At 34.9% G+C, this 15,164-nt stretch carries 15 protein-coding genes and 2 pseudogenes; 16 read left to right on the top strand and 1 reads right to left on the bottom strand.

Annotation, left to right across the window (positions count from 1 at the left end):
- The first annotated feature begins 197 nt into the window (after positions 1-197).
- The 5 genes and pseudogenes from DOK78_RS06575 to DOK78_RS06595 all read left to right on the top strand — a co-directional run bounded on the left by DOK78_RS06575 (position 198) and on the right by DOK78_RS06595 (position 4,951).
- On the top strand, positions 198-1,109 hold the full coding sequence (locus DOK78_RS06575) for a tyrosine-type recombinase/integrase (protein WP_207941136.1): 912 nt from the start codon (positions 198-200) through the stop codon (positions 1,107-1,109).
- 19 nt (positions 1,110-1,128) lie between these two features.
- On the top strand, positions 1,129-2,352 hold the full coding sequence (locus tag DOK78_RS06580; protein WP_243430518.1) for a PD-(D/E)XK nuclease family protein: 1,224 nt from the start codon (positions 1,129-1,131) through the stop codon (positions 2,350-2,352).
- 133 nt (positions 2,353-2,485) lie between these two features.
- Positions 2,486-3,139 (top strand): annotated as a pseudogene (locus DOK78_RS06585) (type I restriction-modification system subunit M); the annotation flags it as partial.
- Between the two features lie 224 nt (positions 3,140-3,363).
- Positions 3,364-3,525 (top strand): annotated as a pseudogene (gene eno, locus DOK78_RS06590) (phosphopyruvate hydratase); the annotation flags it as partial.
- Between the two features lie 445 nt (positions 3,526-3,970).
- On the top strand, positions 3,971-4,951 hold the full coding sequence (locus DOK78_RS06595; RefSeq protein ID WP_207941132.1) for a choloylglycine hydrolase family protein: 981 nt from the start codon (positions 3,971-3,973) through the stop codon (positions 4,949-4,951).
- Between the two features lie 148 nt (positions 4,952-5,099).
- On the opposite strand, the gene DOK78_RS06600 is transcribed toward DOK78_RS06595, so the two are convergent.
- Complete coding sequence (locus DOK78_RS06600; RefSeq protein ID WP_207941131.1) at positions 5,100-5,558, bottom strand: GNAT family N-acetyltransferase; 459 nt, start codon at positions 5,556-5,558, stop codon at positions 5,100-5,102.
- A 70-nt stretch (positions 5,559-5,628) separates the two neighbouring features.
- Here DOK78_RS06600 and DOK78_RS06605 point away from each other — a divergent pair, with 70 nt between their 5' ends.
- From DOK78_RS06605 to DOK78_RS06655, 11 genes are all read left to right on the top strand, one after another.
- Complete coding sequence (locus DOK78_RS06605) at positions 5,629-6,255, top strand: class I SAM-dependent methyltransferase (protein WP_207941129.1); 627 nt, start codon at positions 5,629-5,631, stop codon at positions 6,253-6,255.
- 53 nt (positions 6,256-6,308) lie between these two features.
- Entirely contained in the window at positions 6,309-6,548 is a 240-nt protein-coding gene (gene secG, locus DOK78_RS06610) for a preprotein translocase subunit SecG (protein WP_207941127.1), read from the top strand.
- 86 nt (positions 6,549-6,634) lie between these two features.
- Positions 6,635-7,390 (top strand): alpha/beta hydrolase, encoded by a 756-nt coding sequence (locus tag DOK78_RS06615; protein WP_207941125.1) that lies wholly within the window; start codon positions 6,635-6,637, stop codon positions 7,388-7,390.
- 4 nt (positions 7,391-7,394) lie between these two features.
- On the top strand, positions 7,395-9,749 hold the full coding sequence (gene rnr, locus DOK78_RS06620) for a ribonuclease R (RefSeq protein ID WP_207941124.1): 2,355 nt from the start codon (positions 7,395-7,397) through the stop codon (positions 9,747-9,749).
- 24 nt (positions 9,750-9,773) lie between these two features.
- A complete protein-coding gene (smpB, locus tag DOK78_RS06625) occupies positions 9,774-10,232 on the top strand; it encodes an SsrA-binding protein SmpB (RefSeq protein ID WP_207941122.1) in 459 nt (152 codons plus the stop codon).
- 303 nt (positions 10,233-10,535) lie between these two features.
- A complete protein-coding gene (atpB, locus tag DOK78_RS06630) occupies positions 10,536-11,255 on the top strand; it encodes a F0F1 ATP synthase subunit A (RefSeq protein WP_207941118.1) in 720 nt (239 codons plus the stop codon).
- A 31-nt stretch (positions 11,256-11,286) separates the two neighbouring features.
- Positions 11,287-11,496: an ATP synthase F0 subunit C gene (gene atpE / locus DOK78_RS06635; RefSeq protein WP_207941117.1), complete on the top strand. Its 210-nt coding sequence runs from the start codon at positions 11,287-11,289 to the stop codon at positions 11,494-11,496.
- A gap of 101 nt (positions 11,497-11,597) precedes the next feature.
- Complete coding sequence (gene atpF / locus DOK78_RS06640) at positions 11,598-12,128, top strand: F0F1 ATP synthase subunit B (RefSeq protein WP_207941116.1); 531 nt, start codon at positions 11,598-11,600, stop codon at positions 12,126-12,128.
- Positions 12,115-12,657 carry a F0F1 ATP synthase subunit delta gene (locus DOK78_RS06645; protein WP_207941114.1) on the top strand — a complete coding sequence of 181 codons (543 nt, stop codon included), beginning with the start codon at positions 12,115-12,117 and terminating at the stop codon, positions 12,655-12,657. The genes atpF and DOK78_RS06645 overlap by 14 nt, the downstream gene beginning before the upstream one ends.
- 24 nt (positions 12,658-12,681) lie before the next feature.
- Complete coding sequence (atpA, locus tag DOK78_RS06650; RefSeq protein ID WP_207941113.1) at positions 12,682-14,244, top strand: F0F1 ATP synthase subunit alpha; 1,563 nt, start codon at positions 12,682-12,684, stop codon at positions 14,242-14,244.
- Positions 14,245-14,259: 15 nt separating this feature from the next.
- Positions 14,260-15,162, top strand: a complete 903-nt coding sequence (locus tag DOK78_RS06655) for a F0F1 ATP synthase subunit gamma (RefSeq protein WP_207941111.1) — start codon at positions 14,260-14,262, stop codon at positions 15,160-15,162.
- The last annotated feature ends 2 nt before the right edge of the window (positions 15,163-15,164 follow it).

The raw sequence follows: 15,164 nt of genomic DNA on the forward strand, positions 1-15,164 counted from the left end.
CAGACGTAACACTCTCTAGCCTGTGCTAGGGGGTGTTTTTTTGATTGAGTAGAGGTATATCAATTTATTTATTTGCTTATTTTTAGTTGTTTTGAGTAGAAAAAGTGTTCCTAGATAGCAGTACAAAAATAATTGGGATAGCTATATTTGTTATTTAATTTCTCTATTTATTTAATTAAAATAAGGGAGAGATTTATATGTTGTTAGAAGAATTGAGAAGTGAATTTATACTGGATTGTTGGATTAGAAATCTATCTGAGAGGACAGTAGAAACTTATGAACTGAATATTAGTTTATTTTTGAGATGGTTAGAGAAAGAGATGAAAGTTAATGAACTCTCATCACTTAATAAAAATCACTTCAAGATGTACGTGGTTCACTTACAACGAGAACAATATCAAGCAAGCTATATCAATCTGTTGATGGAATGCTTAAAATCATTCTTTAACTATTTGCTGGAGGAAGAATATGTCTTAGTCAACTATCCAAAACAAATCAAAGTATTGAAGGAAGAACAAAAGGTGATAGATACCTTCTCAGACAAGCAGATAAAAGAATGGATACGCTACTACAATAAAACAAATTATTTGAGTGTAAGAAACAAGTTGATTGTCATGTTGTTTGTAGACACAGGAATACGATGTACAGAGCTACGACAGATCAAAACAGATTTTGTCTTTGACAACTACATTAAAATTCATGGGAAGGGAAACAAATGGCGTGTTGTACCTATTAGTTCATCTCTACATAAGCAATTGCTGAAATATGAAAGAATGAAGCATGCTTACTTTACTTCTAGGCAGATAGTTATTAAAGATGATACACTTTTACTGACTAGATCAGGTGAAAAAATCAAATCAAATGTTGCTATTGAAAAGATCATCAGTGATGCTAGTATAGGAATAGAGGGTGTTTCTGACATCAGATGTAGTCCATATACATTGAGACACTATTTTGCCAAGACGAGTATCAAGAATGGTCAGGATATTTTTACATTGTCAAAACTGTTAGGGCATTCGAATATCAAGATAACTCAGAGGTATTTAGAGAGCATGAATAGTGAGGAGATTGTGGAGAAAGGATTGAGAACGAGTCCTTTATCAAAATGAAATAAAAGGAGAGAACGAGTTGGAGAATCATAATGATATGAAGATAAAGTTACAATCATTGGTTGGAGATCTGGATTTGATTGAAGATGAGTTATCAAAATGGATTAATCCTACCAATATTTTTAGCATACTAAAGCTATCACGAAATGAAATAAGACATAGTAATTTTTTGTCCTATCTATTTGATCCTAAAGAAAGCCATAGTTATGATGATAATTTTCTAAAAGACTTTTTGAAATTATGTGTGACTAATGAAACAGAGGAACAATCAACTATATCATATTTTGATGTGGCATTATCTGATTACAGTGATATGTTTATTTACCGAGAAAAGGCAAATATTGATCTTCTTTTGGTTTCTGAAAAAAACAAATTGGTTGTATGTATTGAGAATAAAATAGATGCTTCTGAGTCAGCACATCAATTAAAAAAATATCAGGACTATGTTGAAATGACATATAAAGGTTATGATTATCTATTTGTATTCTTAACACCTAATGGGCTAGAGCCATCTAAAGATGAGTGGAAAATAGTATCGTATTCTGATGTATTGAGAATACTAGAAAGAAGACAAACATTAAAACGTATTGAAACTAAAGTGGATATCCTGATAAACGATTATATAGATATGCTAAGGAGAGATATACTAATGGATGAGGAATTACAAAAAATATGCCAACGTATTTATGCAGAGCATAAAGATGCCCTAGATCTAATATTTGAAAATAGACCTGATAACTTGAGCATTATGAGTGAACTTTATTTTGAAGCACTTACAGAGCTTGCAAAAGAAGATAAGGTTATTTTTGACCCATCTTTTTCGGGAAAATCACTAGTTAGGTTTGAGTCAAAAGAATTATCAAAGGTATTTCCAAAATTACCTGAAAATATTTCTGGTGGTTGGAATAATCATAAACCTTATGCCTTTGAGATAAACAATAAGAGTGAACAGTCATCAGGAAGAATAAAATTAGCTTTTACGGGAGACGTTGATTCTGAAAGAAGAGAAGAGTTAGAAGAATTCTTTAGAAAACAAGGCTCTAAAAATCTAAAAACCAATTGGAGATGGAAAAGCATTGGTAATTGGAAGATAAAACTAGTATCAAGTAAATTTATTCAAGATTTGACACTTGAAGAAGAATCGAGGGAAAACTTAGTTAAAAAGTTAAAAGAGAGTATAGAAAAAACACTAAAGCAAATAGATACAAATGTATTAGAATATATTGATTTAAAAGATAAATAGGTTTTAAAAGGATGAGATGTGAGTATCTCGTCCTTTTTTTTGTCCTTTCAAATCCCTACTATCATTGGTAAAATAAACATATGTACGGCTAATTATAGCCTTTACGATAATGAGAGTTTCTAGGAGGATATAAATGGCTTCAGCGGAATTAAGAGTTGAAGAACAGTTATGGCAAACAGCCGATAAATTAAGAGGTAGCATGGATGCTTCTGAATATAAAAATGTGGTCTTAGGATTAATATTCCTAAAATATGTATCTGATAGCTTTGAAGAAAAACATGCAGAGTTACTTGTAGATGAGTATGCAGATGAAGAAGATAGAGATGAATACTTAGCAGAGAATATCTTTTGGATTCCAAAAGAAGCTAGATGGAGTTATATAAGTGGATTATCTAAATCTCCTGAAATAGGTCAGATTATTGATCATGCTATGATTGAGATTGAAAAGGCGAATACAAGTTTAAAGAATGTATTACCTAAAGATTATGCACGTCCTCAGTTGGATAAAATACGTTTAGGTGAAACAGTAGACTTAATCACCAACGTTAAAGTGGGAGATGCAGAAGGACAAAAAAATGATATTCTAGGAAGAACCTATGAATATTTCCTTGGTAAGTTTGTAAATGCTGAGGGAAAAGGTGGAGGGGAGTTCTTTACTCCACGATCAGTGGTTACATTACTTGTTGAGATGTTAGAACCTTATGAAGGACGTATCTATGACCCTTGTTGTGGATCAGGAGGTATGTTTGTTCAATCAGAAAAGTTTGTTGAAGAGCATCAAGGAAAAAGTGAGATATAAAATTTACAAAGACGTTTATGATTAAGAAAAAGAAGCTTATAGTGATATTAGTAAATTTGTTGAAGATATATCAAAAATGTATTAGATTGTTATTTAATATTTTTCATACTTAGCCGTACAACCTGTATTGCTCTTGCTAAATTCTCTCAACTTAGTATAATGAAATTAACATATAAATAGAGAGGTTAAACGTTGATATAACAGTCTTTTTTGACATCGCTGTTGCAACTAACGCTGGCCAAATCAAAACTGGTTCTCTATCACGTACTGACCGTATCGCAAAATACAACCAATTATTACGTATCGAAGACCAATTAGGTGAAGTAGCTGTTTACAAAGGTTTACAAGCTTTCTACAACTTAAAAAATAAATAATTTTTCAAGTGAATAGAACAAAAGAGTACTGCTGAAAAGTGGTGCTCTTTTTTGTTGCCTAAAATTGGTGCTTTGCTGTGAACGATGATATACAACAAGAAATGAATGGAGTCATCGTAGCATGGAATATTGCTTATCTTTACAATTCTTTGCTACAATAGAATAACAGAAGTAAGCGGTATTGATGAAGTTGAAATAAGAAATGGATTATCAAGGTATTTTATTTAAGAAGTCAGTAAAAAGAGGACGTATGATGGAAAATATATTTAGTGAAGATTAAACGACATGAGAGTGAAGAGCCAAAAATTTACGAACCATAGAAAATACTTTACTTACAAAGAAATGGCTCGTGATGTTGGCCGTTTAAAACTTTTTCAAAATTCGTATGCTATTGCAAATTTGCTAAATGCTCATTAAGTGTTCTTAATATAGGAGAGTGATTTTGATGTGTACAAGTTTCACTTTGCAAACCAATCAATTGAATAATTTTCTAGCTAGAACGATGGATTTCTCATTTCAATTAAACGGCAAACCAATTGTGATTCCAAGAGGCTTTCGCTGGCAGTCACAATTAGGGTTTAATGCAGTTACACGCTTTGGTTTTATCAGTACTGGTAGAGATGGAACTGAATACGTGTTAGCTGATGGCATGAACGAAAAGGGGGTAGCGATGGCAGAACTGTATTTCTCGAATGAAGCGAGATATAGTGAAACGCCTGAGATTGGTAAAATTAATTTAGCGCCGCATGAATTTATTCTGTGGGTGCTAGGAAATATAGCTAGTATTGACGAATTAAAAAGTAATATTGCAACCATTAATTTAGTTCATGCAGAGATTTCGTTATTAGGCGCTGTTGCTCCATTGCATTATATTGTTACAGATAAAACAGGTACCTGCGTGGTTATCGAGACGAATAGAGGAATGATTGAAATCAAAGAAAATCCTTTAGGCGTACTTACAAACAGTCCGGAATTGGAATGGCATTTGAAAAATTTAAGTAATTATTTATCATTAACACCTAACAATTTTCCATCAAAATATTTCTTGAATTACAAAGTAAGCCCCAATGGATTAGGTTCTGGTACATCTGCTTTACCAGGAGGACTTTCCTCACCCGAACGATTCGTACGAGCAGTATACACGAAAGAATTTATAGATAAAGGAACGACTTCAAAAGAAACGTTAAATGCAATTTTTCATCTATTAAATAATTTTACAATTCCTAAAGGGCTTATGTTAGAAGCTAATGGTGAATCGGAATACACGCAATATCGAGTTGTTTTTAATCTGAGTGAATTGGAATATTATTTTAGCCCCTACGAAACACAAGAAATTTTTTCTATAAACTTAAATGAGGTATTATTAAACTTAGAAGAGCCAAGAGTATTTGAAACAGAGCTATCTTTTAAAGTGACGAAATTATAAGGAGGTAGAATAATGAAACAGAGAAAAAAATTTTGGTGGCTTATGGCTATCATTATAGTCGGTATTTGTGGTGGCACAGTGGTAAATTTGGAAGAGAATAATCAACAAAAAAAATGACGAGGCTACTATTGGCTTCGTCATTTTTTTATCATAACTCTTTTGATAAATTGTAATCGGTAATGTGATACCCAACTTTTTGATAAACATGTAACGCGCGTTGGTTATAACCAAATACATGTAAAGAAAGTTTTTGGGCACCTAATTTTTGCGCATATTCTTCAAGAATTGTCATTACAGACGTTCCATAGCCTTGATTTTGATAACCTTCAAAGATATGAATATCATAGATAAAAGCCGTTTGCTCCAATGAATTGAAGAACATCCAGGTATGACCAATCAATTTCTCTTTTAAACAAATAGAATATAAGTAATGATTGGGTGTATCTATTCCTTTAGGTAACAATTGATTATAGGACTGAATAGCTAACTCATGCGCATTATTTTCTTGCCAAGTGCCACTCTTAACTTTATCAGCTGCATAATCTATTACAGCTACTTCTAAGTATTGTTGAAATGCTTCCGTTGTCATTGCCATTAATGTTAACATAGAGATACCTCACTTTAGAGTTTATTATACACGTTTTACAACTAAGTCACTCATAAGAAGGATGAAAAAGATGGCACAAAATATTTTCGATCAAATTGCTAAAAAATATGATTCACCTAAACAACAAGCCTTAGCGAAAGTGATTCGTCAAGAAATTGAAAAAGAATGGGGCAATCAATCCGATAAACGGGTCCTTGATTTTGGCTGTGGAACAGGTTTGATTAGTCTACCTTTTGCTGGAAAAGTAAAACAGTTATTTTTAGTAGATGTATCAAGTGAAATGACCAAAATTACGCAAGAAAAAATTACACAACAAGGGTTACTAAATACAACCGTGTTGACGGCAGATTTTTTACAAGATTTACCTACGTTCAAAGTGGATACCATTCTAGTCTCTTTAGTACTTTTGCATATTCCGCAAACAGCAGAGATTTTGCAACGCCTAGCAGATATGCTGACAGAAAGTGGTCAATTAATTATTGTTGATTTTGATAAAAATCCGCTTGTTTATCATGAACGGGTGCATAATGGTTTTGAACAAACGATGCTGCAACAGATGCTGTCAAAAAACTTTTCTAAAGTTCATAGTAGAACTTTTTATGAAGGAGATCATTTATTTATGAATCAAGCAGCAACGATGTTTATTTTACATGCAGAAAAGAACGAAATGCTAAAACCACTTCCACTAGTCAATTGACAAAATTTATGATAAAGTATATGAGACGATATTTAGGGTAGGAGGTTCCCATTGTGTATAGTTTTATTTTAGGAGTAGTTGTTGTACTCTCATTCATTTTAATTATTGCAATCATGATGCAGCCAAGCAAACAAAATAGTGCGGCAAGTGCATTTACTGGTGGCGCGGATCAACTTTTTGGTAAACAAAAAGCACGCGGTTTTGAAGCCGTGATGCAACGAGCAACGGCTGTTTTAGGTGCTTTATGGATGATACTATTATTTGTATTAGTTTTACTATCTTCAACAAGATAAACAAAAAAGAGTTTGGGACGGATGACATCTCAAACTCTTTTTTTACTTTTACTATGTTAAAATGAGAGGCAGAGAGGTGTTGTTAAATGAAAATGAGTTTACCGAAAGAATTATTTGCGGAACATGGAAAAAGGGCGGTGTTATTACTGCACGCATATTCAGGAAGCCCAAATGACGTGCGCATGCTTTGCAGATCTTTAGAAAATGCAAATTATACGGTGTATTCGCCTATGTTTGCGGGACACGGTACTTTAAATCCAAAAGATATATTAAAAGAAGAAGTCACTACGTGGTTTGAAAACACAAAAACTGCGATTCAATTTTTAAAGGACAAAGGCTATCAAGAAATTGCTGTTTTAGGCTTATCGATGGGCGGCATTATGGCGATGGGCGCTTTAACTGCGGGAGAGGAAGTCATAGTTGGGGGTGGTGTTTTTTGTTCGCCCATTTTTAAAGCAGAAAATCACGTGCCAGAGAATTTTGTCCGCTATGCAGAAAAAGTCTTAAGTTACTCTGAATTTACGTCTGAGGAACAACAAGCTATGTTGCCTGAAATTGCTAAAGCTGCCGATAAGCAATTGCTAGCGATTGAATCCTTTGCACAAACAGTTAATCAAAAATTAACCAATATTCATGTCCCAATCTTTTTAGCCCAAGCAGGTAAAGATCGGATGATTGATCCATTGACGGTCTTTGATACAGCTAAAGGTTTAGCCCATACCAAAGTGACATTGCAATGGTACCCTGAGAGTGGACATGTCGTCACTGTAGATAAAGAAAGAAAAGAATTTGAAAAAGACGTATTAGCTTTTATTGAAAGCTTGTCTTGGAATGAGGAATAAATAAATGAAAGAAACCATAAAAACAAAAGTCTTACTCTTTATGGAACAAAGTCGCAAAAAAAGTTTTTCCATGGAAGAGCTAGCTGAAAATCTTGAATTACAAAAAAGTGAAGATTTTAAAGCACTAGTACAAACCATTGCGACAATGGAAAGAGAGAAATTAATTGTTTTCAATAAAAAAGGGAAGATTAAGCTTCCCCAACAACAAATCGTCGTTGAAGGAACTTTTCGTGCCAACAGCCGTGGCTTTGGTTTTGTAACGATTGATCCTGAAGAGGAAGATATTTTTATCCCGAAAGAAGCCACGGGTTATGCTATGGATGGAGATATTGTTGCGATTGATATTGTTAAACCAGCTGATCCATTCAGTGATCGTGGAGCAGAAGGGAAAGTCGTAGAAGTTCGTCAACGTCAAGCGACGCAAATAGTTGGCGAATTTACTGCCTTCCCAGAAGAAGAGGTCGCAGAAACAGATTTATATGGCGTAGTCAAACCAAAAGATAAAAAATTAGAAGAATTAAATGTCTACGTTGCCGCAGAAGGTGTTCGTCCCGTGGATGGCAGTATTGTGGTGGTAGAAATTACTCATTATCCAGAAAAAGGCTATGCAACGAGTTTAGAAGGTATGGTAAAACAAGTTGTAGGACACAAAAATGATCCAGGTATGGATATTTTGTCCATCGTAATTGCCAACGGAATTCCAACAAAATTTCCTGATGAAGTATTGGCAGAAGCAGATGCTGTGCCAGATTCAATTAATCCTAGTGATTTCCCAGAGCGTCGTGATTTACGTGACCAAATGATTGTGACGATTGATGGGGAAGATGCAAAAGATTTAGATGATGCGGTTACTGTTCGTAAATTAGCAAATGGTAATTATTTTTTAGGCGTGCATATTGCAGATGTTTCCTATTATGTGACTACAGATAGTCAATTAGATAAAGAAGCCTTTGAACGAGGAACAAGCGTGTATTTAACGGACCGAGTCATTCCAATGTTACCACAACGTTTGTCAAATGGTATTTGTTCATTGAATCCAAAAGTCCCTCGTTTGGCAATGAGCTGTGAAATGGAAATCACTCAGCAAGGTGAAATTGTTACCCATGAGATTTTTCAAAGTGTTATCCAAACAACAGAACGAATGACTTACACAGCAGTTAATCAAATTTTAGAAGAGCAAAGTCCAGAAGTGATGGAACGTTATCAAGAACTAGTCCCAATGTTTCAAGAAATGGGCGAGTTACATCATATTTTAGAAGCGATGCGTATCCGTCGTGGGGCCGTATCTTTTGAAGACAATGAGGCAAAAGTATTGGTTGATAGTGACGGTCATCCACTAGATATTATTTTACGTAAACGAGGGATTGGCGAGCGATTAATCGAGTCCTTTATGTTGGCAGCTAATGAAACAATTGCTAGACACTTTAATGACCGACAATTACCGTTTATTTATCGAATTCATGAAGATCCCAAAGAAGAAAAGCTACGCCGTTTCTTTGATTTTGCTTCAGCCTTAGGAATTGTTGTAAAACAAACGAAAGGTTCAATTACACCGAAAGATTTACAACAGATTGTTGAGGATACAGCGGAACGACCAGAAGCGATGGTTATTAATACGATGTTGTTACGTAGTATGCAACAAGCGAAATATTCTGAGAATAATTATGGTCACTATGGGTTAGCTGCTGAGGATTATACGCATTTTACTTCCCCAATTCGTCGTTATCCTGACTTAATTGTTCATCGCTTGATTCGTGCGTATGCTCAAGATGTTTCTGAAGAAACACAAGCAATTTGGGCAGAAAAATTACCAGATATAGCTGTTCACAGTTCACAAATGGAACGACGAGCTGTTGATGCAGAACGAGAAGTAGATGCGTTGAAAAAAGCCGAATTTATGGCAGACCATCTTGATGAAGAATTTGATGGGATTATCAGTTCTGTAGTCAAATTTGGGATTTTTGTTGAATTGCCAAACACTATTGAAGGGTTGATTCATATCAATGCGTTAAAACAAGATTATTTCCATTATCTAGAATCCCATTTAGCATTAGTTGGTGAACGGACAGGAATGACGTTTAAAATTGGACAAAAAGTTCGTATCCGTGTAGTCAAAGCTGATCCTGAAACCAGAGAAATTGATTTTGAGCTAGTTGAAGCAGAAGAAACAGAAAGCTTACAAAGAGAACAAAATCGTCATCAACGTCGTCGTAAACCAAAAGAAAATGCTGAGATGAATACTAATAGTAAAAATAAAAAAGAACGTAACCAAAAGAAACCCCAAGGACCAAAAGGGAAACCGAAAAAAGGGAAAAAAGCGCCATTTTATAAAGGCGTGGCCAAAAAGAAAGGAAAATAACTGGAAGTAAATGGAGGGAAGACAATGCCAAAAGGTGAAGGACAACTAATTGCACAAAATAGAAAAGCAAGGCATGATTATACGATTGTTGATACGATGGAGGCTGGAATTGTTTTACAAGGGACAGAGATTAAATCTATCCGTAACAGCCGTATCAATTTAAAAGATGGCTTTGTGCGAATTCGTAACGGAGAAGCTTTTCTTTATAATGTGCATATTAGTCCGTATGAGCAAGGAAATATTTTTAATCATGACCCTTTGCGTACGCGTAAATTGTTATTGCATAAAAAACAAATTACTAAATTAGTCGGTGAAACGAAAAATACAGGAATGACGATTGTTCCATTAAAAGTATACATTAAAGATGGTTATGCAAAGGTTCTAATTGGCTTAGCCAAAGGGAAGAAAGATTACGATAAACGGGAAACTTTGAAACGTAAAGATCAAGAACGACAGTTGCAACGAGTAATCAAAAACTTCTAACATTTCTTGTCGTTTTAGTAGAAATTTGATTTCTATTGCACAAGAAATATGATACTATTTACTCAAACGAAAGTGAAAGCGTTAAGGGTTTTAATGGTAAGTTGGTATATCATTACTAAATTTATAACAACGCGGATTTTCTATTCGTTTTTCAAATAAGGCATTTTGTCTAGTTTTTGCTGAAAATGCTTTGAAATTTTTCTTCTACGGTGGTATGATACCGATTGTTAAGTAAACTATGAACAAAAATGCACAAGCGTTTATGTCATAGCGTAGAAGACTATAGGAAGAGAGGTGAGAATATTGGAAGAACGTTCACTACTGTTTCAGATAGGGCCGGTATGGTTTGATGGGACAGTTATTTTGATGACACTGCTTACGTGCATCATTGTCTTTTCAATTGTCTTTGTTTGTACCCGTAATTTACAAATGAAGCCAAAAGGAAAACAAAACTTTATTGAATACGTCATTGACTTTGTGAGAGGAATTGCTTCTGATCAATTACCTAAAAAAGAAGTCAACAATTATCATTTATTGGCCTTTACCTTGTTTTTCTTTATTTTGATTGCTAATGAAATTGGTCTAGTTACTAAAATTGTGACCAACCATGAAGTCAGTCTATGGAAAAGCCCCACAGCTGATCCAATCGTGACGTTAAGTTTAGCTTTTATGGTCATCTTATTGACTCATTTCTTAGGAGCTAAAAAATTAGGATTAAAAGGGTATATTAAGAATTCATTTTTAACGCCAGTAAGCATTATTTTACCAATTAAACTATTGGAAGAATTCACGAATGTAATTAGTTTAGGTTTACGTTTGTATGGAAATATTTTTGCAGGTGAAGTTCTTTTAAGTTTAATCGTTTCTATGGTAAATAATCTAGGTTGGATTGCATTACCATTAGCTATCCCATTAGAGATGATTTGGATTGGTTTCTCCTTATTTATCGGAGGAATTCAAGCTTATGTATTTGTTACATTAACGATGGTATTTTTAAGTCACAAAATTGAAGTAGAACACTAACATATCGTTTATTTTAGGAGGAAGAAATATTATGGAATTTATCGCAGCAGGAATGGCAATTATCGGATCAGCTTTAGGTGCAGCTTATGGTAACTCACAAGTTGTTAAACAAGCATTGGAATCAATGGCTCGCCAACCAGAAATGGCAAAAGATTTACGCTCAACAATGATTTTAGGTATGGCGTTTATCGAAGCTGTGCCAATCTTGGGTATCGTTGTTGCTTTACTTCTTGTTTTATAAGAACCACAAAATAAAGCAGAAGTTATAAATCTTCTGCTTTTTTTGTGACACGTGAAGCTTACTCATAGAAAACGAAATTTCAAGTAAAGGAGTTACAGCGTATGCTAAATCACTTGGTTCTGTCAATGGCAGAAGTGCATAATACAATGATCAGTAATTTTGTTGTTGTTACAGGCTCATTTGTTCTCTTACTTGTGCTTTTAAAGATTTTTGCATGGGACTCCATCTCAGCAATTATGAAAAAGCGTGAAGATAAGATTGCCAATGATTTAGATTCAGCAGAAAAATCTCGGATTGAAGCAGCTAAATTAGAAGAAGAACGTCAACTACAATTAGTAAGTTCTCAAACTGAAGCTGCTGAGATTATTAAAAATGCACGAGATAGTGGAGAATCAAGCCGCCAAGCAATTCTGAAAGATGCCGAAGAAACAGTCACTCAAATGAGAGACAAAGCGCATAATGATATCGCAAACGAACGTCAAGCTGCGTTATCGACTGTGAAAGATGAAGTAGCTGATCTTTCTCTTCAAATTGCAGAAAAAATCTTAAATCAAGAACTATCTCTAGAATCGCATAAAGCATTGATTGATCAATGTATTGATGGATTAGGAACAACCGATGAAGCTAGATAAAATTACCGTTGCTAAACGTTACGGCAAAGCGTTATTTGAATTGGCGGTCGAATCTCAACAAGCCGAAGACGTATACAATGAGTTATTGAAACTACGACAAATATTTGAAGATATCCCTGAATTGGGAGACTTATTAAGTGATGCTCGATTGGATTTAAACGAGAAGCGTAACGTAATGGATAATCTTGTGAAAGGTTTCAACGGAATCGTTCGCAATACTTTAGAAGTTATCTATCAATATAATCGCATGTATGACTTGTTATTAATTATTGATGAATATGAGAGACTATTCAATGATAGTAAAAATATTGTTTTAGGAAGTGTAACCACAGCGGTACCACTTACAAATGAACAAAAAGCGAAACTAACTCAAAAAGTAGCCAAGCAATTAGGTTATCAAAAAGCAGAGTTAACGGAACAAGTTGATCCCAATATACTTGGTGGGGTAATCGTTGAAGCGAATCACCATGTCATTGATGGGAGTATTAGAAGCCGTTTAGAATATTTGCGAAAAGAATTACGCAAATAATACAAACAGTAAGAGGTGAATCGAATGGCCATTAAAGCAGAAGAAATCAGTGCTTTGATTAAAGATCAGATAAAAAATTATCAAAGTAAGATTTCCGTCGAAGAAGTAGGAACGGTTACTTACATTGGTGATGGAATCGCACGCGCGCATGGACTAGAAAATGCGATGAGTGGCGAATTGCTTGAATTTTCAAATGGTGCTTTCGGTATGGCACAAAATTTAGAGTCTAATGATGTAGGGATCATTATTTTAGGAGATTTTGAATCCATTCGCGAAGGCGATACAGTAAAACGCACAGGGCGCATTATGGAAGTACCCGTGGGTGATGCTTTAATCGGTCGTGTAGTTAATCCATTGGGACAACCAATCGATGGCTATGGTCCAATTAAAACAGATAAATTCCGTCCAGTAGAAGCTGAAGCACCAGGTGTTATGCAACGTAAATCAGTTTCTGAGCCAATGCAAACAGGATTAAAAGCGATTGATGCACTGGTGCCAATCGGTCGTGGACAACGTGAGTTAGTTATTGGTGACAGAAAAACTGGGAAAACATCGATTGCCATTGATACAATTATCAACCAAAAAGGGCAAGATATGATTTGTATTTATGTGGCAATTGGGCAAAAAGACTCCACAGTTCGTACACAAGTAGAAACACTACGTAAATATGGTGCAATGGACTATACAATTGTAGTATCAGCAGGAGCATCACAACCAGCGCCGTTATTATATATTGCACCTTATGCGGGAACAGCAATTGGTGAAGAATTTATGTATAACGGAAAACATGTATTAATTGTTTTTGATGACTTATCGAAACAAGCTGTTGCTTATCGTGAGCTTTCGTTACTATTACGTCGTCCTCCAGGTCGTGAAGCATACCCAGGGGATGTGTTCTACTTGCATTCACGTTTATTAGAACGTGCAGCGAAATTAAGTGATGATTTAGGTGGTGGTTCAATGACTGCCTTGCCATTTGTTGAAACACAAGCAGGAGATATTTCTGCTTATATTCCGACAAACGTTATTTCAATTACAGATGGACAAATTTTCTTAGAAAGTGACTTATTCTATTCAGGTGTTCGTCCAGCCGTAGCTGCTGGATTATCTGTCTCACGGGTAGGTGGTTCTGCGCAAATTAAAGCAATGAAAAAAGTTGCGGGTACATTGCGTTTAGATTTAGCTAGTTACCGTGAATTAGAAGCCTTCACTCAATTTGGTTCTGATTTAGATGCTGCGACACAAGCGAAGTTAAATCGTGGTCGTCGTACAGTTGAAATTCTAAAACAAAAATCACATGCGCCACTTCCTGTAGAAAAACAGGTTGTTATCTTATACGCATTAACACGTGGATTTATTGATAGCGTACCTGTAAATAGTATTTTGGACTTTGAATCAGAATTATTCGATTATTTGGAAGCAAATTATGCACATTTATTTGAAACAATTCGTACAACGCATGATTTACCAGCTGAAGCTGATATGAATCAAGCAATTAAAGAATTCCAAGAATTATTTATGGCAGGAAAAAGCAATCAAAACAAAGAGTTTATTAAAGAACATTTAGCGACGATGGAGCAATCGTAAAAGAGGTGAAGAATAATGGGTGCTTCTCTAAATGAAATAAAACAACGGATTACTTCCACAAAGAAGACCAGTCAAATCACCAGAGCGATGCAAATGGTATCGGCTTCGAAACTGACAAAATCAGAAGCGCACTCTAGCCAGTTTCAAATTTACGCAAAAAAAGTGCGTGAATTAGTGACACATATTACTACCAGTCAGTTAATTGAGATGGAAAAATCAGAAAAGAAACAAGAACTAGACTTTAATAGTATGTTAGTTAGTCGACCAGTGAAAAAAACAGGATATATTGTTATTACTTCAGATGGTGGATTAGTTGGCGGATATAATAGCTCTATTTTAAAACAAATGATGACGATGTTAGCAAAAGATCATAAATCTTCTAACGAATATGTAATGATTTCGATTGGAGCAACCGGGGCTGAATTTTTTAAAGCACGGGATATCCCATTAGCGTATGAATTACGTAACTTGTCAGATCAGCCAAGTTTTGAAGAAGTAAGAAAAATTGTTAATATGACTGTTTCAATGTATCAAAATGAAGTGTTTGATGAGTTATATGTTTGTTATAACCATCATGTCAATTCACTAACAAGTCAATTCCGAATGGAAAAAATGTTGCCTATTACAACAATTAATCCGGAAGAAGCTAAAACGTATGAACAAGAATACATTTTTGAACCTTCTAAAGAAGCAATTTTAAACCAGTTGCTTCCACAATATGCAGAAAGTTTGATCTATGGAGCAATTGTTGATGCGAAAACTGCTGAGCATGCTGCGGGTATGACCGCAATGAAAACAGCAACAGATAATGCAGGAAATATTATTGATGATTTAACGATTTCTTATAATCGTGCACGTCAAGGGGCAATTACCCAAGAAATTACTGAAATTGTGGGTGGAGCAGCAGCTCTCGAATAATT

This window comes from Enterococcus sp. DIV2402, from assembly GCF_017426705.2.
Lineage (GTDB): Bacteria > Bacillota > Bacilli > Lactobacillales > Enterococcaceae > Enterococcus_F > Enterococcus_F lowellii.

Excerpts from the sequence above, each read along its gene's own strand:
- rnr (WP_207941124.1), top strand. The coding sequence starts at position 7,395 with ATGAAAGAAACCATAAAAACAAAAGTCTTACTCTTTATGGAACAAAGT.
- DOK78_RS06600 (WP_207941131.1), bottom strand. The coding sequence starts at position 5,558 with ATGTTAACATTAATGGCAATGACAACGGAAGCATTTCAACAATACTTA.
- atpA (WP_207941113.1), top strand. The coding sequence starts at position 12,682 with ATGGCCATTAAAGCAGAAGAAATCAGTGCTTTGATTAAAGATCAGATA.
- atpF (WP_207941116.1), top strand. The coding sequence starts at position 11,598 with ATGCTAAATCACTTGGTTCTGTCAATGGCAGAAGTGCATAATACAATG.
- DOK78_RS06655 (WP_207941111.1), top strand. The coding sequence starts at position 14,260 with ATGGGTGCTTCTCTAAATGAAATAAAACAACGGATTACTTCCACAAAG.
- DOK78_RS06605 (WP_207941129.1), top strand. The coding sequence starts at position 5,629 with ATGGCACAAAATATTTTCGATCAAATTGCTAAAAAATATGATTCACCT.
- DOK78_RS06575 (WP_207941136.1), top strand. The coding sequence starts at position 198 with ATGTTGTTAGAAGAATTGAGAAGTGAATTTATACTGGATTGTTGGATT.
- smpB (WP_207941122.1), top strand. The coding sequence starts at position 9,774 with ATGCCAAAAGGTGAAGGACAACTAATTGCACAAAATAGAAAAGCAAGG.
- DOK78_RS06615 (WP_207941125.1), top strand. The coding sequence starts at position 6,635 with ATGAAAATGAGTTTACCGAAAGAATTATTTGCGGAACATGGAAAAAGG.
- DOK78_RS06595 (WP_207941132.1), top strand. The coding sequence starts at position 3,971 with ATGTGTACAAGTTTCACTTTGCAAACCAATCAATTGAATAATTTTCTA.
- DOK78_RS06645 (WP_207941114.1), top strand. The coding sequence starts at position 12,115 with ATGAAGCTAGATAAAATTACCGTTGCTAAACGTTACGGCAAAGCGTTA.
- atpE (WP_207941117.1), top strand. The coding sequence starts at position 11,287 with ATGGAATTTATCGCAGCAGGAATGGCAATTATCGGATCAGCTTTAGGT.